The organism is Kitasatospora sp. NPDC018619, assembly GCF_044391605.1.
Classification (GTDB): domain Bacteria; phylum Actinomycetota; class Actinomycetes; order Streptomycetales; family Streptomycetaceae; genus Kitasatospora.
Genome location: NZ_JBISAI010000004.1, coordinates 71,054 through 92,850, shown reverse-complemented (window position 1 = coordinate 92,850; position 21,797 = coordinate 71,054). Strand labels below are relative to the sequence as shown.

The following is a 21,797-nucleotide window of genomic DNA, read 5'->3' as shown; positions in this document are numbered from 1 at the left end:
TTGCTGCTCCGCCTCGACGGGAGCGCCTCGGTCTTGGCGTGACGACGGCGGCCCCCGGACGACCCGGTGTGCGACGGCACCCGGCCCGGGGGCCCGCCGTCCCACCCGGTACCGTGACCGCCTGACCCAGGATCACGCACGGGCGGCACCAGGGGAGAGGGCGTCCGGCAGGGGGGAGCGCGACGTGACGGCGGAACCGGCGGCCACCCCGCACCAGGGAGCCCCGGGCGAGGAGCCCGACGAGGCCGCCCGGCAGCTCTACCTGGCCATCATCGCCCAGGGCGGCCGCGTGCCCACCGGCGAGGTCCAGGACGTCGACCGGGCCGCGCTCGACCAGCTCATCGACATCGGCCTGCTGATGGTCAACCGGATGGACCGCTGCTACACGGCGGTCAGCCCGCGCTCGGTCAGCGACCGCCTCGGCGCCGAACTGCGCAGCGAGGCCACCCGGCTGCTGGTCCGCGCGGAGAACCTCCCGGGCGCCCTGGACGGCCTCACCCGGGCCTACGACGCGATGCCCCGCCCCACCGACCGGGCCGGCGGCGCCGTCCACGTCGAGGGGCACGTCCACATCCGCCAGCGGATCTCCCAACTGGCCTCCGACTGCCGCTCCGAGGTCCTCACCGCGCAGCCCGGCCACCGGCCCGCCGACACCCTCCAGGTCGCCCTCCTCCAGGACGTCCAGCTGCTCCAGCGCGGCTGCTCGCTGCGCACCATCTACCAGCCGGTCGCCCTCGCCGACCCGCCCGCCCTCGCCTACGCCGAGGAGGTCATCCGGCACGGCTCGCTGATCCGGGTGCTCGACGAGCCGTTCCAGCGGCTGATCGTCTTCGACCGGTCCGTCGCCGTGGTCTCCGCCAACGACGACAACAGCACCGCCGCCTTCATCACCGACCCGGCCACCATCACCTACCTGGTCGGCGCCTTCGAACGCGACTGGGCCCGCGCCGACACCGCCGAGGCCGCCGCGCTCGGCCAGACGCCCGCGCGCACCATCCCCGACCGGGTCGGCCGGCTGCTCGCCCGCGGCCTCACCCAGCGCGCCGTCGCCACCCGGCTGGGCCTGAGCGAGCGCACCGTCGCCGCCCACATCTCCCGGCTGCGCGACCGCTACGGCGCCCAGACCCTCTTCCAGCTCGGCTGGCTGATGCGGGGTGCCCGCGATGACCGATGAGCCCGGCCCGGCCGAGCGGGCGCTCTACCTCGCCGCCGTCCGCGGCGGCGGCCGGCTGCACCCCGAGGACCTCGCCCCCGCCGACCGCCCCGCCCTGGCCGCCCTCGTCGCCCGCGGCCTGCTCACCCCCACCGCCACCGGCTGGACGGCCGTCAGCCCGCGCGCCGTCGGCGACCGGATCGGCGTCGAACTGCGCACCCGCGCCGTCCGGTTGCTGCGCCACGCCGAGCGGCTCCCGAGCACCCTCGGACCGCTGGCCCGCGCCTACGACGAGGCCCGCCACCCGGTCGGCGGCCCGGCGCCCGCCCGCTCCGCGGCCCTCGCCCTCGGGGCCGGCGCGGTCGACGCCGCCGTGGCCCGCGGACGGGTCAGTGAGCTCGTCTCCGAGTGCCGGGAGGAGGTCCTGGCCGCCCAGCCCGGACCGCGTCCGCTCGAAGGCCTGCGGATGGCCCTCGCCCAAGACCTCTCGCTGCTCCGCCGCGGCTGCTCGCTGCGCACCCTCTACCAGCCGGTCACCCTCGCCGACCCCGCCGTGCAGGGCCAGGTCGCGCTGCGCACCGGCCAGGGCGCCCAGGTCCGGGGGCTCGCCGAGCCGTACGAGCGGTTGCTGGTCTTCGACCGCGCGGTGGCCGTCATCCCCGCCGCCGGGAACCGCGACCGGGCCGTCTTCCTGACCGACCCGACCACCGTCGCCTACCTGGTCGCCCAGTTCGAACGCGACTGGGCCCGCGCCACCCCGGCCGGGCGCCACCGCGACCCGCCCTCCGCCACCACCGTCCGGATCGGCCGGCTGCTCGCCCGCGGCCTCACCCAGCGCGCCGTCGCCACCCGGCTCGGCGTGAGCGAGCGCACCGTGGCCGCCCACATCTCCCGGCTGCGCGACCGCTACGGTGCCCAGACCCTCTTCCACCTCGGCTGGCGGCTGCGGGAGGAGCACCATGACTGACCTCGGATCCGCCCTGCCAGACGACACCGCCCGCGCCCTCCACCCGGCCGCCCTGCGCGAGGGCGGTCGGGTGCGGGCCGCCGAGTTGCGGGCGCAGGACGGCCCCGCGCTCCGACGGCTGGTGGAACCCGGCCCGCCGGTACCGCGGTTGCAGGACGGCGCGGGTCGGCCGCAGGGCGGACACCGGGCGGACCGGGTGCGCGGACCCGCCGCCGCAGCGCCCGGCTGCTCGCCGAGGCCGAGCCCCCGCCCAGCCGGCGGGCGGCCGCACCAGCCGGCTGCGGGAGTCGTAGGACGCAAGGGCGCTGTCCCGGTCGGGGGGCGGACGAAGGGAGTGCGCGATGTCCGAGCCGGGTCTGCCCGATGCTGCCGCGCGGGGGTCCTACCGGGAGGTCCTGAAGGAGGGCGGCCGTCTCCACGGCGGAGAGGTGCGTCCGCAGGACGAGCCGACGGTCAGGCAGCCGGCGGACCCGGGGCTGCTGGTGCCGCGCCCGCGGACGGCTGCTCCACGGCGGTCGACCCGAGGGCCGTGGGAGAACGGCCGGGCACCGGACGACGGGAGGAGGGCGGTCGCCTGCCCGCCAGGGCGGCGCTCGTCCCCGGACTGCCGGAGGACCTCACCCGGGCCTGCCACGAGGCCCCGCGTCGGACGGAACGCGCGGGCGGCGTCCGGGCGGTGGCCGGCGCAGGTGGTGGTCCGGGTGGCCCCGGCGGAGGGTCCGGCCCGGGCCGGCCGCCCACGAGGAGGTCGGCCGGCTGCCGGCGCGTGGCCTCACGCAGCGGGCGATCGCCGGCCGGGGCTGAGCGAGCGCACGGTGGCCGGTCGGATCGCCCGGCTGCGGGAGCCGTACGACGCGAAGACGCTGTTCCGTTCGGGCCGGCGGATGCGGGGAGCCGGGGCGGGGAGACCCGTGGCCGGCCGCTGTTCAGCCGGTGGCGGCGCCGGTCGGCCAGTAGCCGGGGACGGCGGGCTGCTGCCGGGGGACGTTGAACTGCTCACCGGGGGCGGTCCAGAAGCCCTCGCGCAGGGAGAGCGCCATGCCGGCCCAGTCGAGCGCGGTCTCCACCGTGTGGTTGAGGGCCTCCTGCGACCAGGTGTCGTCGAAGACCAGCGGCAGGACGGGGGCGACCTGCTCGATGGTGGCGATCAGCGGGTTGTGGGTGATGGCCTCGTCGACCAGGAGGACGATCGGCTTGCGCAGCGCCGACGCCCAGCCGAGCTCCAGGCTCACGCCGGCCGAGAGGGGGGCACCGACGTAGGCGAACACCAGGTCAGCCGACTGGAGGGCGCGGAAGTCGGACGGGACGCGGGGCTCCGGCGCGCGGCCGGAGATGGTCCAGGCGTCGCTGTGGTGCGCGCTGTACACGGCGGCACCGCTGCGGAGGAGGGTGGTGCGGAGCGTGGTCAGCCGCGTCCGGCTGGCGAGCGTCACCACGCTGTCGGCCGGCCCGGTCAGTCGCATCAGCGGGGCGGCCAGGAACACACGTGCACGCCGACCCTCAGGGGCCTGGCTGTCGTGGTGACGCAGGTAGGGCTCGGTCATGTCGACTCCGGGGAAAGGCCGACCGGGTTGGGAAGTGGTGCCGGCAGGCGCTGAGAGTGGTTGTTGCTTCAAGTGGTCCGGTGCCCCGTTTTGTGGTGAAATTGACAGTACAGCAACAGAATTGTCGCCTGGTGCCGGACTATCGGGGGCGAACTGATCGTCTATCAGTGGCCGTGGTCGAGTCCAGGTTCCGGCCCTGTCATCTGGATGCCTGGCAGGGAGATGACGGCCTCTGTGGCGCCAGGGCGTGACATCCGAACTCCGCGTGCGGCATCATGTGGACGCCAGTGCGATAGGTACGGCATGCAGAGGTTCGGAAAGGAGAAGGCAGTTGTCCCGTATGTCCAGGCTTGTGCACAAGGTTGCGCTCTCGGTCGCCGTCGTGGTTGCAGTCGTGGTCGGTGCCTCTGTCGTCTCGGGCGGGGGCGAGTCGAAGCCGGATGCGAAGGCGGGGGCGTCGCAGGCTCTGCTGATGACCCAGACCCTTGCCGACGACATAAACTGGGGCTGACCGCAGTCGGGGCGAATGGTGGGGAATTCCCTGTGCTGTTCTGATCCTACCCGGTCGGCGCTGCGCCGGAATTACTGTTCCGGCCTCTGCTGGGAGGCGCGGCCGAGCATGTAGCCGAGCTGGAAGAGCGAGTCCACGTTGTACTCCTCCCTCATTTCGGCGATGTGCCGTGCGAGTGTGCGCTCGCTGATCCCCAGCCTGCGGGCGATGACCCGGTGGTTGGTGCCCGAGAGCAGCAGGTCGATAATGGTCTGCCGCAGCCTGGGGATCACCTCCTGGGGGATCGTGGTGGCGCCGTCGAATTCCAGGGCGCGGGTCCAGTGCCTTTCGAAGACCTCTTCTATGAGGAAATTGATGACGCCCGGGTCGTGGATGAAGGCGGCCAACTCGTCGCCGCCGACGGGGATGATCGCGAGCCGTCGGTCGATGATGATGAGACGGGCATAGGGCTCGTCCAGGGTGCGGAACTGGTAGCCCTCCCTGGTCAGCCGTGCGACGAACTCGCGAGTCGGCTGGTGGTACCGGGTGCTCGCGTTGTAGATGCTTCGCATCGTGGCGCCCTGATGCAGGCTCTTGAGATCGCGCTCCAGGCCGGCTGCGAGCAGCTCGGGGGGGCGCGGGCCGCCGGGCTGCATGGCCAGGCCCTCGATAATCCCCGCCGCGGTGGACTGCTGCAGGCGCTGGTTGATGTGCGCCTTGCCCCGCACGTATTCGATCGGACCGCCTTCCTGGTCCGAGCTGTGGAATTCCTCGGCCAGGTCGCCGAGTTCGAGGGGCAGTGAGATGGCACGCGAAAGCAGATCGAGCGCCTGCCGTTGCCAGGACGAGCTCAGGTTGAAGGACAGTTGCGCCGGATCGACTGCTATCAGCAGGCCCGGGGATTCACCGTCGGGTATCAGCAGGCCGAGGTCCGTCAGTTCGCAGAGGGCTGCGTTGTCGCCCCACTTGGGATTCTCCAGCTTGCCGCCGTTGTGAACGGCCTTGAGATAGAGCGACCGTGCATCCGAAGACAGCATTCGTGATCCAGCGGTCGCGGGGCCCGGCTGTTCCCGCCCACTCATCTTCGGCTCCCTGCCATCACCGAGAAATAGTCACCGATACGGTCGAGTGCATCGACCCTTCGAATTCGGGTGTGGTCGGTCGGCCGCCGCTGACCTTGCCACGCTTCGGTCCAGCACTCTCTCATACCCCCACCGGCCGCCGGCACCCCCCGGGAGGAGGGGCCGACGGCCGGTGGAGGCACGGTCAGCGCTTGGGGCGCCAGACGACGAGGGCGCTGGACTGCGGGGTGGGGGGCTGGTACGGGACGAGGTCGCGGCGGTAGGAGGCGTGGACGGCGGCCTCGCGCTGCTGGAGCGCGGCGGCGGCGCCCTCCAGGGAGTCGACCAGCTCCGCGACGCGGGACTGGAGGGCGGCGACCTGGTTCTCCAGCTCGATGATCCGCTTGATGCCCGCCAGGTTGATGCCCTCGTCCTGGGAGAGCCGCTGGACCTCGCGCAGCTGCTGGATGTCCCGTGCGGAGTAGCGGCGCCCGCGGCCGGCCGTGCGGTCGGGGCAGACCAGGCCGAGACGGTCGTACTGGCGCAGGGTCTGCGGGTGCAGCCCGGACAGCTCGGCGGCCACGGAGATGACGTACACCGGGGTGTCCTCGGTGAGGACGTACGGCGGCGCGGCCGCGGCGGCCCGCCGGGTGCGGCGGGCGCCGGCGCCGGGCAGGCCCTCGCCGAGGCCGGGGCCGATCGGGGCGTCGGGATCGATCGGGTTCATCGGGGACATCTGGTCGTCACGCTCCCTTCGCCGCCCGGAACAGGGCGGCGCGCGGATCGTCGGAGGCGGTGGCCTCGCGGTACTGCTCCAGGGCGTTCAGCGCGTCGCCGGTGACGTGCTGCGGCACCACGACCTCGACGGTGACGAGGAGGTCGCCGCGGGTGCCGTCCTTGCGGGTGGCGCCCTTGCCGCGGGCGCGCATGGTGAGGCCGTTGGCGCTGCCCGGGGGCAGCTTGAGCTTCACGGCCGGCCCGTTCAGCGTGGGCACCTCGATGGTGGCGCCGAGCGTGGCCTCGGGGAAGGTGACCGGGACGGTGACGGTGAGGTTGTCGCCCTTGCGCCCGAAGACCGGGTGCGGGTCGACGTGCACGGTGACGTAGAGGTCGCCGGGCTGCCCGCCCCGCTCGCCCTGGGCGCCCTTGCCCTTGAGCCGGATGCGCTGGTCGGCCTGGACGCCGGCCGGGATCCGGACCTGCATGGTGCGGGCCGAGCTGGCCCGGCCGCTGCCGTGGCAGTCGGGGCACGGGTCGTCGACGATCATGCCCCGGCCGCGGCAGTCCTTGCACGGCTCGGAGAGCGCGAAGGCGCCCTGGCCGCGGCTGACGGTGCCCGCGCCGACGCAGGTCGGGCAGACCCGCGGGGTGGTGCCGGACTTGGCGCCGGTGCCGTTGCAGCTGCGGCAGGGGGCCTGGCTGGTCATCCGCAGCGGGACGGTCGCGCCGTCCACCGCCTCCTCGAAGGAGAGCGTCACCTCGGTCTCGACGTCCGCGCCCCGCCGGGGCTGGGCCTGCCGGGCACCGCCGCGGTTGAAGAGGCCGCCGAAGACGTCGCCGATGCCGCCGCTGCCGCCGCCCTGGCTGCCGCTGAAGAGGTCGCCGAAGTCGAAGCTGTAGCTGCCGGTGCCGCCGCCCGCGCCGCCGGGCCGGAAGCCGCCGTTGGCGAAGAGGCTGCGGGCCTCGTCGTACTCCTTGCGGCGCTTCTCGTCGGAGAGGACGTCGTACGCCTCGGAGATGTCCTTGAACCGCTCCTCGGCCTTGGCGTCACCCTTGTTGGCGTCGGGGTGGAACTCGCGCGCGAGCTTGCGGTACGTCTTCTTGATCTCGGTGGCGGTGGCGTCCTTGGGCACGCCGAGGACCTTGTAGTAGTCCTTCTCGACAAAGTCCTTGCCACTCATGGCTTCCGCCACCTCCCGATGTCCATCGTCACTGAGCTGTCAACAGCCTCCGAGCGAACGGCTGCTGACAGAGCGCTGCGGAGCCGGCCGCCGTACTGGCCGGCGTACGACTCCGCAGCGCACTGGGTGTCAGCTGTCACAGGTTGTCAGCTGTCCGAGCCACCGTCGGACTTGTCCGCGTCGGCGGACTTGGCCTCGGCGTCCGGGGACGCCTGGCTGCCGGGCTGGGGCTCGGCGACGGCCACCATCGCCGGGCGGATGATCCGCTCGCCGATGCGGTAGCCGGGCTGGAGGATCTGCACGCAGGTGTCCTCGGTGACGTCCGAGGAGTAGCTGTGCATCAGCGCCTCGTGCATGGTCGGGTCGAAGGGCTCGCCCTCCTTGCCGAACTGCTGCAGGCCCAGCTTGGCGACGACCGTCTCCAGGGACTCGGCGACGGACTTGAAGCCGCCCGTGACCTCGCCGTGCTCGCGGGCGCGGCCGATGTCGTCCAGGACCGGGATCAGCGACTCCAGGATGTTGGAGACGGCGATCTCGCGGACGGTCAGCCGGTCGCGCTCGACCCGCTTGCGGTAGTTCTGGTACTCCGCCTGGAGGCGCTGGAGGTCACCGGTGCGCTCGGCGAGCTCGCGCTTGGCGGCGGCGAGCTCCTCCGGTCCGGACTCCCCGGAGCCGGCCGCGGCGGCCTCCTCGGCAGCCTTGACCACGGCCTCTTCGGCGGCGGAGTCGTCGCCGGGCTTGCCGCCCTGCGGCTTGTCCGTCATGCCGCACCGCCCTTGGGCTTCTCGTCGTCCACGATCTCGGCGTCGACGACGTCGTCGTCCTTGGCCTGGGCGGAGTCACCGGAGGGGGCGGCACCGGCGGCGTCGGCGTTGGCGTACAGCGCCTGGCCGAGCTTCTGCGCGGTGGTGGAGACCTTCTCCGAGGCCTCGCGGATCTTCGCGATGTCCTCGCCCTTCAGGGCCTCCTTGAGCTCGCCGACGGCGGTCTCGACCTCGGTCTTGACGTCGCCCGGCAGCTTGTCGGCGTTGTCGGCGATGAACTTCTCGGTCGAGTAGACGAGCTGCTCGGCGGAGTTGCGCGTCTCCACGGCCTCGCGGCGCTTGTGGTCGTCCTCGGCGTACTGCTCGGCCTCGCGGCGCATGCGGTCGACCTCGTCCTTCGGCAGCGAGGAGCCGCCGGTGACGGTCATCTTCTGCTCCTTGCCGGTGCCGAGGTCCTTGGCACCGACGTGCATGATGCCGTTGGCGTCGATGTCGAAGGTGACCTCGATCTGCGGCAGGCCGCGCGGCGCCGGCGGCAGGCCGGTCAGCTCGAACATGCCGAGCTTCTTGTTGTACGCGGCGATCTCGCGCTCGCCCTGGTAGACCTGGATCTGCACGGACGGCTGGTTGTCCTCGGCCGTGGTGAAGATCTCCGAGCGCTTGGTCGGGATCGTGGTGTTGCGCTCGATCAGCTTGGTCATGATGCCGCCCTTGGTCTCGATGCCGAGGGACAGCGGGGTGACGTCCAGCAGGAGGACGTCCTTGACCTCGCCCTTCAGGACACCGGCCTGGAGCGCGGCGCCGATGGCGACGACCTCGTCCGGGTTGACGCCCTTGTTGGCGTCCTGGCCGCCGGTCAGCTCCTTGACGAGCTCGGCGACGGCCGGCATGCGGGTCGAGCCGCCGACGAGGACGACGTGGTCGATCTCGGAGAGCGAGATGCCGGCGTCCTTGATGACGTTGTGGAACGGGACCTTGCAGCGCTCCAGCAGGTCCGCGGTCAGCTGCTGGAACTGGGCCCGGGTGAGCTTCTCGTCCAGGTGCAGCGGGCCCTCGGCGGAGGCCGTGATGTACGGCAGGTTGATCGAGGTCTCGGAGGACGAGGACAGCTCGATCTTGGCCTTCTCGGCGGCCTCGCGCAGACGCTGGAGGGCCATCTTGTCCTTGGACAGGTCGACGCCGTGGCCGGCCTGGAAGACCTTGACCAGGTGGTCGACGACGCGCTGGTCCCAGTCGTCGCCACCGAGGTGGTTGTCACCGTTGGTGGCCTTCACCTCGACGACCCCGTCGCCGATCTCCAGCAGGGAGACGTCGAAGGTGCCGCCGCCGAGGTCGAAGACCAGGATGGTCTGGTCGTCCTTGTCGAGGCCGTACGCGAGGGCGGCCGCCGTCGGCTCGTTGACGATGCGCAGGACGTTCAGGCCCGCGATCTCGCCGGCCTCCTTGGTGGCCTGGCGCTCGGAGTCGTTGAAGTACGCCGGGACGGTGATGACGGCGTCGGTGACGGTCTCGCCCAGGTACGCCTCGGCGTCCCGCTTCAGCTTCTGCAGCACGAAGGCCGAGATCTGCTGGGGGTTGAAGTCCTTGCCGTCGATGTTGATCTTCCACCCGGTGCCCATGTGGCGCTTCACCGAGCGGATGGTGCGGTCGACGTTGGTGACCGCCTGGCGCTTGGCCACCTCGCCGACCAGGACCTCGCCGTTCTTCGCGAAGGCGACGACGGACGGCGTGGTCCGAGCGCCCTCGGCGTTCGTGATGACGGTGGGCTCGCCACCCTCCAGAACGCTGACGACCGAGTTCGTCGTACCGAGGTCGATGCCGACCGCGCGTGCCATCGTAGATACCTCCACGGAAGAGTTGAGCTTTACGGACTCAAGGATGCACGACCTGGTGGGTGGCGTCAACAGGTATGAGTGCGAGCCGCTCAACTTTGCTGATCCGCCCCGTGGCGGGCCAGCCCCGCCGGCGGCCGCCACGCCGGGGGTGCGGCGTGCCCACGTGACTGCCGCCATAGCTTGGGAACCTTCTGGATAACTGTTGGGCACCGGTAATGTCCGGGCCGTCGGCCCGGCAAGTTACCGACCAGTACACTCAGTTCAGAAGACCCAGGTCCCGAACACCCGGTTCCCGAAGACCGTGGAACCGCAGAGCCTGCTCAACCGCAAAGCCGCAGGAGACGGAGAGCCGATGCAGCTAGCAGCGATCGTCATCTCGCTGGTCACGTTCGTGATCGGCACCGCGCTCGCCGCCCGTGCGGCGCTGTACATCTACAAGGTCGTCCGCACGGGTGCGGACGACCCGACCCGCTTCGGGCAGCCCGCCCAGCGGGCGAAGACCCTCGCGACCGAGTTCGTCGGCCACACCCGGATGAACAAGTGGGGGATCGTCGGCATCGCCCACTGGTTCGTCGCGGTCGGCTTCTTCAGCCTGGTGCTGACCATCGTCAACGCCTTCGGCCAGCTCTTCGACGCCGAGTTCGCGCTGCCGGTCATCGGCCACTGGATGGTCTGGCAGCTGTTCGTCGAGCTGATCGGCACCCTGACCACGCTGGGCATCCTGGTCCTGATCGTGGTCCGGCTGCTGAGCCTGCCGTCGAAGTCGGGCCGCAAGTCCCGGTTCGCCGGCTCGATCGCCTGGCAGGCCTTCTACGTCGAGTACACGATCCTCGGCATCGGCCTGTGCATCCTGATGCTGCGCGCGCTGGAGGGCGCCCTCAACGGCGTCGACTCCTACGGGCCGGAGCACCTGGTCTCGTACCCGCTGGTCTCGGCGCTGAGCGGCCTGTCGCACGGCACGCTGGAGAACCTGGTCTACCTGTTCGCGATGCTGAAGATCTGCATCTCGTTCGCGTGGGCGACGACCATCGGCCTCAACCCCTCGATGGGCGTGGCCTGGCACCGCTTCCTCGGCTTCTTCAACATCTACTTCAAGCGCGAGGAGGACGGCGGCACCGCGCTCGGCGCCCTCCGTCCGATGACCAGCAACGGCCGGCCGATCGACTTCGAGGACCCGGCCGAGGACGCCGTGTTCGGCGTCTCCCAGGTCGAGCACTTCTCCTGGAAGGGCATCCTCGACTTCTCCACCTGCACCGAGTGCGGCCGCTGCCAGTCGCAGTGCCCGGCCTGGAACACCGGCAAGCCGCTCTCGCCCAAGCTGCTGATCATGAGCCTGCGCGAGCACGCCTACGGCAAGGCGCCGTACCTGCTGGCCGGCGGCGGCAAGGACATGGAGGGCGAGGAGAGGGCCACCGCCGAGCAGCTCAAGGACGTCCCGGCGGCCGCGCTGGCCGAGGCCGAGCGCCCGCTGGTCGGCACCGCCGAGGAGAACGGCGTCATCGACCCGGACGTGCTGTGGTCCTGCACCACCTGCGGCGCCTGCGTCGAGCAGTGCCCGGTGGACATCGAGCACATCGACCACATCGTCGACATGCGCCGCTACCAGGTGATGATCGAGTCCTCGTTCCCGACCGAGGCCGGGACGATGCTCAAGAACCTGGAGAACAAGGGCAACCCGTGGGGCCTGGCCACCAAGGCCCGCCTGGACTGGGTCAAGGAGCTCAAGAAGGAGACCGGCATCGAGGTGCCGGTGATCGGCGAGGACATCGACCCCGCCGAGGTCGAGTACCTCTACTGGGTCGGCTGCGCCGGCGCCCTGGAGGACCGCGCCAAGAAGACCACCAAGGCCTTCGCCGAGCTGCTGCACACCGCCGGCGTGCGGTTCGCGATCCTCGGCAAGGAGGAGTCCTGCACCGGTGACTCCGCCCGCCGCCTGGGCAACGAGTTCCTCTTCCAGATGCTCGGCGCGCAGAACGTGGAGACGCTGAACGCGGCCCTGGAGGACGCCCCGGTCAAGCGGATCGTGGCCACCTGCCCGCACTGCTTCAACACCATCGCCAACGAGTACCCGCAGCTGGGCGGCCACTTCGAGGTCATCCACCACACCCAGCTGCTGCAGCACCTCATCGACGAGGGCAAGCTCGTCCCGGTCCACCCGGTCGAGGGCCTGATCACCTACCACGACCCCTGCTACCTGGGCCGCCACAACAAGGTCTACACGCCGCCGCGCGAGATCATGGACAAGGTCCCCGGCCTGCGCCAGCAGGAGATGCACCGGCACAAGGAGCGCGGCTTCTGCTGCGGCGCCGGCGGTGCCCGTATGTGGATGGAGGAGCGCATCGGCAAGCGGATCAACACCGAGCGCGTGGACGAGGCGCTGTCGCTCGACCCGGACATCGTCTCCACCGCCTGCCCGTTCTGCCTGGTGATGCTCTCCGACTCCGTCAACGGCAAGAAGAACGAGGGCGCGGCCAAGGAGCACCTGAAGGTGGTCGACGTGGCCCAGCTGCTGCTCGACTCGGTGAAGGCGCTCCCGCCGGCCGACAACGAGGAGCAGCCCGCGACGGTGGGCGCCTGACGGCCGCCGCGCGCCGCGTGCCGCGGCCCGGGGGGGCGACGCCCCGGGGCCGCGGCACGGCCCGCTGTTCGACAGTTCTGCTACAACTGCCCGACCCGGTGGACGCCGTGAACGCGCCCGCCGGGCCGGGCTTTCGGCCGTCCCGGGCGGCCCGCGGAGGTACCGCGGGAGTACGGGGAGTGACGGCAATCGCACAGGCGCCGGACGGGCATTCGGTCGGAAGCAAATACAGTAGGCCCGGACCGGCTCCGCGCCGGGCGACCCGCTCCGGACGCAAGCCCCGGGCGGGTGGCGACCCGCGCCGACCGGACGGCCGGGGCCAGACCGACCACGAGGTGTCGGCCCGCCGGGCCGGGGCCGCTCAGACACAAGGGGAACAGCGCAGACCATGACCGAGGCGATCATGCTGGTCGGTGGTAAGGGCACGCGACTGCGTCCGCTGACCACCCACACCCCCAAGCCGATGCTGCCGGTGGCAGGCGTCCCGTTCATCGCGCACCAGTTGGCCCGCGCGGCCGCCGCCGGCGTCACCCGCGTCGTGCTGGCCACCTCGTACCTGGCCGAGGTGTTCGAGGACCACTTCCAGGACGGCACCCCGTACGGCATCGAGCTCGTCTACCTGACCGAGCGCGAGCCGCTGGGCACCGGCGGGGCCATCCGCAACGCCGCCTCCGGGCTGACCTGCGGCCCGGACGAGCCGGTCCTGGTCTTCAACGGGGACATCCTCTCCGGCGTCGACATCGCCGCCCTGCGCGACGGCCACGTGGCCGCCGGGGCCGACGTCACCCTGCACCTCACCCGGGTCGAGGACCCGCGCGCCTTCGGCCTCGTCCCGACCGACGCGGACGGGCGGGTGCTGGAGTTCCTGGAGAAGCCGGAGACCCCGGAGCAGATCGTCACCGACCAGATCAACGCCGGCTGCTACGTCTTCACCCGCTCGGTGATCGACCGCATCCCGGCCGGCCGCGAGGTCTCCGTCGAGCGCGAGACCTTCCCCGAGCTGCTGGCCACCGGTGCGCTGCTGCGCGGCGTGGTCGACACCTCGTACTGGCTGGACCTGGGCACCCCGGCGGCCTTCGTCCGGGGCTCCGCCGACCTGGTGCTCGGCAAGGTCGACTCCCCGGCCGTCCCCGGCCCGACCGGCGACGCCCTGCTGCTGCCCGGCGCGACCGTCCACCCGGGCGCGGTGCTCAGCGGCGGCAGCGTCGTCGCCGAGGACGCGGTCATCGAGGCAGGCGCGATCGTCGAGGGCAGCGTGATCCTGCCGGGCGCGGCGATCGGCCCGGACACCCTGGTCAAGGACTCGATCGTGGGCGCGTTCGCCACTGTCGGCGCCCGCTCGGCGCTGGACGGCGCGGTGATCGGCGACGGCGCGATCGTGGAGTCGGACAACGAGCTGCCGAACGGCATCCGGATCGCCTGCGGCACCCTGCTGCCGGTCGGCGCCGTGCGCACCTCGGCCGGCCCGGGCGGCTGCCCGGCCGGCACCAGCGCGGCGGCGGCGGTGCACGGGCCGTCCGTCGGCGCGCAGCGGTAGCGCCTGCCGGCTCCGGCCCCGCGGGTTTTCGGCCCCGTTCGTCTCAGCCTCGCTGCAAACCGGCCCCGGCTCCGTCCGGGGCCGACGCGGGCCGGGCCGGGCGGGTACCTTCGGACCGTGGCTGGTAATCGATACGACAGCGGTCAGGGCGCGAACCGTCCGCACGGCGGATGGCCGGCCCCTCCGCCGCCGGCGCCCGGGGGGCCCGGGGGGACGGACGGGCCGGAGTACTTCACGGCCCCGCACGCGGCGGCGCCCGGCGGCACGCCCGGCGGTGCCGGGCACCCGGCGGGGGACGGGTACGACCCGTACGCGGCGGACCGCCCCGGCAACACCAGGGCCTTCCCGACCGGCGACCCGTACGCGCCCGGCGGCCCGTACGGGCAGCAGCCGCAGCCGCCGTACGGGCCGGGGGACGGCTACCGGCCGGACCAGGGGTACGACCGGGGCTACGGCCACGGGCCGCAGCCGTACGGCCAGGGCTACGGGCCGGACCAGGGTCAGGGCTACGACCAGGGCCAGGGCTACGACGGGGCCTACGACCAGGGGGCCTACGACCAGGGCCAGGGCCACGAGCCGCAGCCGTACGGCCAGGACAACGTCGCCGTCTACCGGGCCGGCGGCCAGTCCGCCCCGCACGTCGCCGGGCCCCGGCCGCACTGGCGCGAGCTGTTCACCGGCCTTTTCCGCTCCCCGACCGCGATCTTCGACCGCACCCGCGACCACCAGGTCTGGCTGCCCGCGCTCACCGTCTCGCTGCTGTACGGCGCGCTCGCGGTGCTCGGCATCGGGCTGACCCACGACGACATCGTCAACTCGACCTTCACCGTGGCGCTGACCGGCATCCTCGCCGCCGCCGTCGGCTTCACCGTGGCCGGCGCGCTCTTCGGCGGGGTCACCTACGCGATGGCCCGCCAGCTGGGCGGCGACGGCCCGTGGAAGGCGACCGTCGGCCTGGCCGCGCTGATCGGCTGGCTCACCGACACACCCCGGCTGCTGCTCGACCTGGTGCTGCCCTCCGGCAGCGCCGTCGTCCAGGTGGTCGGCTGGGCCACCTGGATGCTCTGCGCGTACCTGCTGACCAGCATGGTCCGGCGGCTGCACGACCTGCCCTGGGGCAAGGCCGCGGCCGCCTCGGCGATACAGCTGGTCGCGCTGCTCGTGCTGATCAAGCTGCCGACACTGGGCTGAGGGCCCCGGCGGGCGAAGGGCAGAATGGGGGCGGGCCGCGGCCGGGTGCCGGGCCCGCCCCCGTCGTCGACCCTCGTCACCCCTCACCCCCATCCCTCACCCCTCACCCCACCCTCACCTTCGTCCTCACCGGAGCCAGGAATGACCCTCCCCACCACCCACGTCAGCTTCCCGGCCGGGGCGGTGACCGGCGAGTCCCCGGTGCTCGCGGTGCACCCGCTGGCCGACGGCCGGTACGCCGTCGTCACCGAGGCGACGCCGTTCCACCCGCTCGACCACACCTGGCCCGACCAGCCCGCCGACCTCGGCACCCTGACCGTGGACGGCACCGAGCTGGCCGTCGTCGACTGCCTGACCGGCGCCGTCGGGCCGGACGGCGGGGAACTGCTGGTCGGCGCGGACATCCCGGTCCGGCGCGGGGACGAGGACTGGGCCTGGCTGGTCCTGCACGTCCTGGACACCGACCCGGGCGACCTCGTCGGCCGCACCGCGGTCCTCGCCGTCGACGCCGAGCGCCGTGCCGCCCTCAGCGCCTCGCACAGCGGCTGCCACCTGCTCGCCCTCGCCCTGAACGCCGCGCTCGCCCCGCGCTGGCGCAAGGACCCGGGCCGCTCGGACGCCTTCGGGCACCCGGACTTCGACAGCCTCGCCATGGCGAGCTCGGTGATGGACACCGCGGCCAGCACCGACACCTACCGGCTCGGCAAGTCGCTGAAGAAGAAGGGCTTCACGGTGGACGCCACCGAGGAGTTCCCCGCCCTGGCCGACGCCCTGCCCGCCCTCACCGAGGCCGTCAACGCCCGGCTCGCGGCCTGGGTCGCCGCCGACGCCCCGGTCCGCATCGAGGTGCCCGGCCCCGAGCTCACCGCCCGCCGCCAGTGGCACTGCGAGCTGCCCGAGGGCGGCGCGCAGATCTTCTGCGGCGGCACCCACCTGCACCACCTCGGCGAGCTGGCCGAGCTGCGCACCGAGCTGCGGCTGTCCGAGGACGGCACCGAGCTGGTCGCCGTCACCAGCCCCAAGCGGGCCTGAGAACGCCGCGGGCGGCCGCCCCCGTCCGGGTATTCCCGGCGGGGGCGGCCGCCCGTCGTGCGTGCGGCTCAGGGGCTCTTAGGCTCCGGCTCGGCGGTTTCTCGGCGCTGCTGCCTCAGACCTCGCTGCGGTGGAAGTTCAGGTACGAGCGGGACGGCGTCGGGCCGCGCTGGCCCTGGTAGCGCGAGCCGTAGCGCGCCGAGCCGTACGGGTGCTCCGAGGGCGAGGAGAGCCGGAACAGGCACAGCTGCCCGATCTTCATGCCCGGGTACAGCTTGATCGGCAGCGTCGCGACGTTCGACAGCTCCAGCGTCACGTGGCCGCTGAAGCCGGGGTCGATGAAGCCGGCCGTGGAGTGGGTGAGCAGGCCCAGCCGGCCCAGGCTCGACTTGCCCTCCAGCCGGGACGCGACGTCCTCGGGCAGCGTGATGACCTCGTACGTCGAGGCCAGCACGAACTCGCCGGGGTGCAGGATGAACGCCTCGTCGCCCTCCGGCTCGACCAGCCGGGTCAGGTCCGGCTGCTCCTCGGAGGGGTCGATGTGCGGGTACTTGTGGTTCTCGAACACGCGGAAGAAGCGGTCGAGGCGCACGTCGATACTCGACGGCTGGATCATCGCCGGGTCGAACGGGTCGATGACGACCCGGCCCCGGTCGATTTCGGTCCGGATGTCCTTGTCAGAGAGCAGCACGCTTCGAGGTTACGTGCAAGAAAGGGCCCCGGACGAATCCGCCCGGGGCCCGCTGCGTCCTTCCGCGATCGTCAGGCCAGGAACTCGGCGGCCTCCAACCGCATCGCCCGCGCCAGTTGCGGCTCCGACAGCTCCCGCACGTCGGCCAGCACCGAACTCCGCAGCCGCCCGCACTGCGGGCAGCGGATCAACCGCCCGGGGCCGAGCCGGCCCGGACCGAGGTTCTGCATCGGGAACGTGGTGGTGCTGAACAGGTGCCCCTCGGCACAACGAACGACGGCGCGCTGCTCCATCGATCCCCTTCCCATCCCTAACCCAGTACTCACCCGTACTCGCCGCCCCGGCGGCCGAGCCCCGGGACAGCGTCACATTAGGGGATGTTCCGGACATTCCTCACCATGGCTCGCCGCCTCGGCTCCCACCCGCCGGAGCACTCGCACGCGGCCCAAACAGTACGCCCCCACACCCGCCCCACCCCGCTGCGCCACGTCCACCGGCCCCCTGTGCAACCACCGTCCCGGATGGGGTACAGTGACACTGGATCGAGCGGTCTCTGACGGCTGATCAGGCGGGCGTAGTTTAATGGTAGAACATGAGCTTCCCAAGCTTAGAGCGCGAGTTCGATTCTCGTCGCCCGCTCCAGTAGTAAAGGCCCAGGTCAATGACCTGGGCCTTTCGCATTGTCCAGGCCAATCCGGCCCCGCCGTGCCAGATCCGGGCCAGAGGTCGGGGAGGGCACCAGCGTCGTCGGCCTCTCCGGCTCGCTGATCACTCTCGACACAGGGCTTGGCCGCAGGACCGAACGCCTGGGCCCGCTGTCGGAACGTGGTGACGGTCTTCTGGCGGTTGCGGTTGCGGTCGCCGGCGGTAACGCCGACCGTGCGCCAGCCGCCGCCGTCGGGGAGGTTGCCGAGCTTCCCGAGGTCGACGCGGACGAGTTCGCCCGGGCGCTCGCGCTCGTAGCGGCGTACGACCTCTCCGGTGGGCCGGTCGAGCCAGGCCAGGCGGTTCAGGCCGTGCCCGATCAGGATCCGGTGCACCGTCGAGGCCCGGGATGACGGGGAACGGGCCGATCTGCGCGGGTCCGAGCTTGCGCTCGCGGCGTATGCCGCAGGCCCGGGCCTCGACGGCGGCCGCAGTGCGGTGCGGGTGGTGCGCGGGCGGCTGGAGCGGGCCGGCAGGCCTGCTTCGCCTTCGGCCCCCGGCACCGCATCGCGGTGGGACACGAAGACCTCCGTGTGTGGTGGAGCCCAGACACCTCCACCACACCGGAGGTCTTCGCCGTGGTCAAGCCCGACCACCGTCGACAACGCTCACGGTCGATACGACTAGAGCGTGAGCAGGGCCCGGCGTGCCAGAGCGGTGCCCCGCAACGGCCTGAGGGCGAGGCGGAGCAGAGCCAGGGCGTTGTCGTCCCCGGCGATCCGGTTGGCGCTCAACTCGCCGCACGGCAGGCACTGGTGGATGAGCATCCACTCGCCGTCGGCACGGACCGACAGGCTCAGCGCCGCCATCCGGCCGCCGCAGCCGGCCGCCCGGTCGCCCGGAGTCCGGCCGTCGACGTGGCGGCTGGCCAGGCAGTTCGGGCAGTGGTTGCGGTGGGCGGTGCCGGGCGCGTCCAGCGGGACGTCCAGTCGGCAGTCCACACAGCGGAAGGCGTTCGCCCGGTGACCGCCCTGCCCGTGCAGGACGTCCTTGTACCGCTGCGGGCGGCGGCTCCGGCGGCCCTGGCCGGGCGTGTTGCCGTGTCGTGGCACGGTTGTCCTCCCTCCTCCGCGCGCGGGTCAGAGCGTCCCGAACGCTTCGAGCGGGAACGGTGGCTGGGCCAGCGGCCGGACGGCCATCCGCATCAGGACGAGCTGGTTGTCGTCCGTGCAGACCGGGGTGGAAGTCAGCTCGTCGCAGCGCACGCACCGGTGGACGACCGTCCAGTCGCCGGTGCGCAGCACGGCGATGGCGATCGGCGACATTCGGCCCAGGCAGTCGCTCGGACCGCCCTCGACGTGGTCGAGGAGGTGCCGTGACTGTAGACAGGACGGGCAGTGGTTGCGCCGCGTGCCGTCGGCGGCGTAGGTGGAGACGGTCAGACCGCACCAGGCGCAGGCGAAGGTGGAGGTCTTCAGACTGGGGGGAGTGCTGGAGGTGTTGGACACCCGGGGTGCTCCTTGCTGGGGATTCTGCGATGGCAGCAAGAGCAGGCCGAGTGGCCTCGATGGCTCGTCGGATCGACGGCACGTCAGCTCGACGTGTGGGGCAGGACGCGGTCGTCAGGCGGCGTGGTGAGGCGCACTCGGCGCGAGGCGGGACATCAAGACACCCTCTCCGGTCGGGCGGTGGCCCGGGTCGAACGGTACGGATACGGAACGGCGTCAGCGTAACCACGCCGATCGCACGGACGCCAACGAATATCCGGGCCCCTTCACCGCCCTCGGCGCCGGGCCGGGGACACGGCCGCGCAAGGTGTCCGCATACAGATGGCCAACGTGCCGCGGGCGGCGACGGTCGATGGCGGGTGCACCCTCGATCAGCGTGGCCCTGGGCGGAGCCTTCGCCGATGATCCGATGATGGATGGTTGCTCCCCGAGCCGGCTGGGTGAGGGTGCGGTTTCGCCGTGGGCGTCGACGTCGCCGGCACGGCGGGGCAGCGCCCGCAAGGTCCTGAGCGTCACCGCCCCGTGCCCGATGCCCCCGTCCGCATCGCCGGCCCCCGCCACGACGGACCGGTCAGGGTGCCGCGTCCCCCGCCCCGGGCCGGCCGGGGCGGGGGTGGTGTGCGGGCGGTCAGCGGCGGGTGGCGAGTTCTTCCAGGGCGGCCACCGCGGCGGCCGGGGTGGGCAGGGCGGCGTTCTCCGCCCGGAGGCGCAAGGCGGCGTCGCGCAGGGCGGTGTCGGTGAGGAGGCGGGTGAGCAGCGCGGTGTCGACGGCCTCGGAGGTGGAGCTGAGGGCGGCGCCGGTGGCGGTGAGGGCCTGCGCGTTGACGAAGTGGTCGGCGCCCTGGGGGAGCAGCAGCTGGGGCAGGCCGGCCTGGAGCGCGGTCAGCATGGTGCCCGAACCGCCGTGGTGGATCAGCGTGTCGGCGCGGCTGAGCAGCTCGTTGAGCGGGACCCAGGGCAGGCCGCGGACGTTCGGGGGCAGGGTGCCGAGCGGGGCCAGGTCGGCGCCGCCGACCGCGAGCAGGAAGTCGGCGTCGACCTCGGCCGCCGCCTCGACCAGGCGGACCACCGAACGGACGCCGTCGAGCTCGGCGAGCACGGTGCCCAGGGTGACGACGGCCCGGGGGCGCTCGGGCTTGCGGAGGAACTCCGCCGGGACGATGCCGCCGCCGTTGTACGGGACGTAGCGGGTCGGCAGGCCGTCCGGGTCGCCGCCGAGCGGGCCGAGGTTGAGCACCGCGGTGATCTCCGGCGCCGGGACCTCGTACTCCTCGTACAGGTCGGCCGCGTGCGAGGCCACCAGCTCGGCCATCGGGCGGCCGGGGCTGGCGCCGAAGTTGTGGACCACCGCCGGGATCTTCAGCAGGGCGGCGACCAGCGGGGGAGCGACGTGGAAGGAGTCGTGGACGAGCAGGTCGGCGCCCCAGTCGGTGGCGGCCGCCAGCAGGTCCGCGGTGCCGGGGCGGGAGGCGTGCGCGAACATCGCGGCCGCCATGTCGAAGATCTCTTCCTGGGTCCTGCTCTGGTTGACGTACTCGACCTTGCCGCCGAGCCGCTCCTCGATGGTCTCCCGCAGGCTGCGGCCGTCACCGATCTCGACGACCGGGAAGCCGGCGGAGCGGATCAGGTCGAGCGGCCGGCCGCTGGCGAACAGGACCTCGTGCCCGACGGCGCGCAGCGCCTGGGCGGTGGGCACCATCGGGAAGAGGTGGCCGGCCGAGGCAGGACCGGTGAAGAGTATGCGCATGGTCTTCTCCTTGCGGGTGTCTCTGACAAAGCAGTCTGATCCCGGAAGTTGACGTTCAGTCAATTTGATTTCGATCACCATGCGCGGTAATCGGCCGTTCTGCTGCGGGCCTTGCCTTGCGCGCGGTGGTGTGCTCCGCGCGCCGCCGCCCGCGCCCTCCCGGCGGAGGGCGACGTGAGGGAACGGTGGGGACGGGCCCGGGCGGGGAACTGCCCGCAGCCGCCCGCCGTCCAAGCAGTGACGGAACGCCGGCCCGGGTTGGACGCCGGGGGAGGACGGAGGGCCCTGTGCACTCAGGTGGTGCCGAACTGAACGTCGGGTGCCAGGGCGGCGGTCCCGGTGGCAGGCCGGTCGCGCGCTTCCGGCGGCCGGCGTCCGTACCGGGAGCGGAGGCGGCGGTGACGGTCGATCAACTCGACGCCGCTGAACGCTGCGAGACGCTGCTCCAGGACACCCTGGACGCCGTCAGCCCGGCGCCGGTCTGGCAGGGGGCGCCCGCGCGGGCGGGGGCGCGGCTGCCGCTGCCGGGGCGCGAGCCGGACCTGCTCTGGTACGTCACCCGGGGCCGGGACCTGCTCACCGTCGTCTCACTGCCCCGACGGGCGGTGCTGGTGGACGTGGTGGAGCGGCACTGGCGGCGCCGCGGCTGGACGATCACCTCGCTGAACGCCGGCCGGGACCGCCCCTGGGTCGCCGCGGCCACCCCGGACGGCTACCGGCTGGCGCTGCGCTTCGGGGAGGCGGGCGAGGCCGGGCTGACCGCGAACTCGCCGGGCGTGGCCCGCTCGGAGCGGGGGCCGGTGCTCTCCGGGAGTGTCGACCGCTGTGCGCCGCCGCTGCCGTACGTCCGCTGCCCCTACTGGAGCGCGCTGGCCTAGGAGACGCGGGGCCGGGATCTGCGGGGCCGGCCGGGATCTGCGGGGTCAGAACCCAGGGGTCAGGGTGCGCGGGGCCCGGGTGCGCTGGTCCGGGGTGCGTCCGGTACCGGACCGGGGGAGGCGTGGGGGGGGGGGGCCCCCCCCCCCCCCCCCCCCCCCCCCCCCCCCGCGGGGGGGGGGGGGGGGGCCCCCCCCCCCCCCCCGGGGCCCACGCCCCCGCGACGGATCAGATCAGGCCCTGGGCCAGCATCGCATCCGCGACCAGCTCGAAGCCG

The 21,797-nt window shown here is 72.6% G+C and carries 18 protein-coding genes, 1 tRNA gene and 2 pseudogenes; 9 read left to right on the top strand and 12 right to left on the bottom strand.

The features are described from left to right. Positions 1–184 precede the first annotated feature (184 nt). Both ACH5AR_RS07640 and ACH5AR_RS07635 read left to right on the top strand, forming a co-directional pair. The gene (locus tag ACH5AR_RS07640; protein ID WP_396300447.1) at positions 185–1,174 is read left to right on the top strand and encodes a LuxR C-terminal-related transcriptional regulator; all 990 of its coding nucleotides are present in this window, start codon (positions 185–187) and stop codon (positions 1,172–1,174) included. Beyond that, positions 1,164–2,120 (top strand): LuxR C-terminal-related transcriptional regulator, encoded by a 957-nt coding sequence (locus tag ACH5AR_RS07635; RefSeq protein WP_396300446.1) that lies wholly within the window; start codon positions 1,164–1,166, stop codon positions 2,118–2,120. Before ACH5AR_RS07640 ends, ACH5AR_RS07635 begins: the two co-directional genes overlap by 11 nt. Before the next feature lie 926 nt (positions 2,121–3,046). On the opposite strand, the gene ACH5AR_RS07630 is transcribed toward ACH5AR_RS07635, so the two are convergent. Further along, positions 3,047–3,664 carry a hypothetical protein gene (locus tag ACH5AR_RS07630; RefSeq protein WP_143204511.1) on the bottom strand — a complete coding sequence of 206 codons (618 nt, stop codon included), beginning with the start codon at positions 3,662–3,664 and terminating at the stop codon, positions 3,047–3,049. A gap of 340 nt (positions 3,665–4,004) precedes the next feature. Here ACH5AR_RS07630 and ACH5AR_RS07625 point away from each other — a divergent pair, with 340 nt between their 5' ends. After that, positions 4,005–4,175 (top strand): hypothetical protein, encoded by a 171-nt coding sequence (locus ACH5AR_RS07625; protein ID WP_396300445.1) that lies wholly within the window; start codon positions 4,005–4,007, stop codon positions 4,173–4,175. Between the two features lie 71 nt (positions 4,176–4,246). Here ACH5AR_RS07625 and ACH5AR_RS07620 read toward each other — a convergent pair whose 3' ends face one another. The 5 genes from ACH5AR_RS07620 to dnaK form a co-directional block, all read right to left on the bottom strand. Further along, positions 4,247–5,191, bottom strand: a complete 945-nt coding sequence (locus ACH5AR_RS07620; RefSeq protein WP_396300444.1) for a hypothetical protein — start codon at positions 5,189–5,191, stop codon at positions 4,247–4,249. A gap of 229 nt (positions 5,192–5,420) precedes the next feature. After that, positions 5,421–5,942 (bottom strand): heat shock protein transcriptional repressor HspR, encoded by a 522-nt coding sequence (locus ACH5AR_RS07615; RefSeq protein ID WP_396300443.1) that lies wholly within the window; start codon positions 5,940–5,942, stop codon positions 5,421–5,423. 16 nt (positions 5,943–5,958) lie between these two features. Continuing rightward, positions 5,959–7,116: a molecular chaperone DnaJ gene (dnaJ, locus tag ACH5AR_RS07610; protein WP_396300442.1), complete on the bottom strand. Its 1,158-nt coding sequence runs from the start codon at positions 7,114–7,116 to the stop codon at positions 5,959–5,961. Positions 7,117–7,262: 146 nt separating this feature from the next. Next, positions 7,263–7,880, bottom strand: coding sequence for a nucleotide exchange factor GrpE (grpE, locus tag ACH5AR_RS07605; protein ID WP_396300441.1), 618 nt, complete (start codon positions 7,878–7,880; stop codon positions 7,263–7,265). Continuing rightward, a complete protein-coding gene (gene dnaK, locus ACH5AR_RS07600; RefSeq protein WP_396300440.1) occupies positions 7,877–9,715 on the bottom strand; it encodes a molecular chaperone DnaK in 1,839 nt (612 codons plus the stop codon). The genes grpE and dnaK overlap by 4 nt, the downstream gene beginning before the upstream one ends. A 352-nt stretch (positions 9,716–10,067) precedes the next feature. On the opposite strand from dnaK, the gene ACH5AR_RS07595 reads away from it, so the two are divergent. The 4 genes and pseudogenes from ACH5AR_RS07595 (at position 10,068) to ACH5AR_RS07580 (ending at position 16,053) form a co-directional block, all read left to right on the top strand. Continuing rightward, positions 10,068–12,293, top strand: a complete 2,226-nt coding sequence (locus ACH5AR_RS07595) for a (Fe-S)-binding protein (RefSeq protein WP_396300439.1) — start codon at positions 10,068–10,070, stop codon at positions 12,291–12,293. A 388-nt stretch (positions 12,294–12,681) separates the two neighbouring features. Continuing rightward, positions 12,682–13,755: pseudogene (locus ACH5AR_RS07590) on the top strand (sugar phosphate nucleotidyltransferase); the annotation flags it as partial. A gap of 192 nt (positions 13,756–13,947) precedes the next feature. Next, positions 13,948–15,021 carry a YIP1 family protein gene (locus tag ACH5AR_RS07585; protein ID WP_396300438.1) on the top strand — a complete coding sequence of 358 codons (1,074 nt, stop codon included), beginning with the start codon at positions 13,948–13,950 and terminating at the stop codon, positions 15,019–15,021. Positions 15,022–15,162: 141 nt separating this feature from the next. After that, on the top strand, positions 15,163–16,053 hold the full coding sequence (locus tag ACH5AR_RS07580) for a metal-dependent hydrolase (RefSeq protein WP_396300437.1): 891 nt from the start codon (positions 15,163–15,165) through the stop codon (positions 16,051–16,053). 115 nt (positions 16,054–16,168) lie between these two features. Here ACH5AR_RS07580 and dcd read toward each other — a convergent pair whose 3' ends face one another. Both dcd and ACH5AR_RS07570 read right to left on the bottom strand, forming a co-directional pair. Continuing rightward, positions 16,169–16,744 carry a dCTP deaminase gene (gene dcd / locus ACH5AR_RS07575; RefSeq protein ID WP_396300436.1) on the bottom strand — a complete coding sequence of 192 codons (576 nt, stop codon included), beginning with the start codon at positions 16,742–16,744 and terminating at the stop codon, positions 16,169–16,171. Between the two features lie 71 nt (positions 16,745–16,815). Continuing rightward, positions 16,816–17,037 (bottom strand): hypothetical protein, encoded by a 222-nt coding sequence (locus ACH5AR_RS07570; RefSeq protein WP_174315667.1) that lies wholly within the window; start codon positions 17,035–17,037, stop codon positions 16,816–16,818. 275 nt (positions 17,038–17,312) lie between these two features. Between ACH5AR_RS07570 and ACH5AR_RS07565 the strand changes: the two genes are divergently transcribed. Next, positions 17,313–17,386 (top strand) — tRNA-Gly (locus ACH5AR_RS07565). A 238-nt stretch (positions 17,387–17,624) separates the two neighbouring features. Here ACH5AR_RS07565 and ACH5AR_RS07560 read toward each other — a convergent pair. The 4 genes and pseudogenes from ACH5AR_RS07560 to ACH5AR_RS07545 form a co-directional block, all read right to left on the bottom strand. Continuing rightward, positions 17,625–17,943, bottom strand: a pseudogene (locus tag ACH5AR_RS07560) (IS481 family transposase); the annotation flags it as partial. Between the two features lie 129 nt (positions 17,944–18,072). Continuing rightward, the gene (locus ACH5AR_RS07555) at positions 18,073–18,501 is read right to left on the bottom strand and encodes an RNHCP domain-containing protein (protein ID WP_396300435.1); all 429 of its coding nucleotides are present in this window, start codon (positions 18,499–18,501) and stop codon (positions 18,073–18,075) included. Between the two features lie 27 nt (positions 18,502–18,528). Beyond that, positions 18,529–18,897, bottom strand: a complete 369-nt coding sequence (locus ACH5AR_RS07550) for an RNHCP domain-containing protein (RefSeq protein ID WP_396300434.1) — start codon at positions 18,895–18,897, stop codon at positions 18,529–18,531. Positions 18,898–19,525: 628 nt separating this feature from the next. Then, positions 19,526–20,644, bottom strand: a complete 1,119-nt coding sequence (locus tag ACH5AR_RS07545; RefSeq protein ID WP_396300433.1) for a glycosyltransferase — start codon at positions 20,642–20,644, stop codon at positions 19,526–19,528. A gap of 398 nt (positions 20,645–21,042) precedes the next feature. On the opposite strand from ACH5AR_RS07545, the gene ACH5AR_RS07540 reads away from it, so the two are divergent. Further along, positions 21,043–21,522 (top strand): hypothetical protein, encoded by a 480-nt coding sequence (locus ACH5AR_RS07540; RefSeq protein ID WP_396300432.1) that lies wholly within the window; start codon positions 21,043–21,045, stop codon positions 21,520–21,522. Positions 21,523–21,797: the final 275 nt, after the last annotated feature.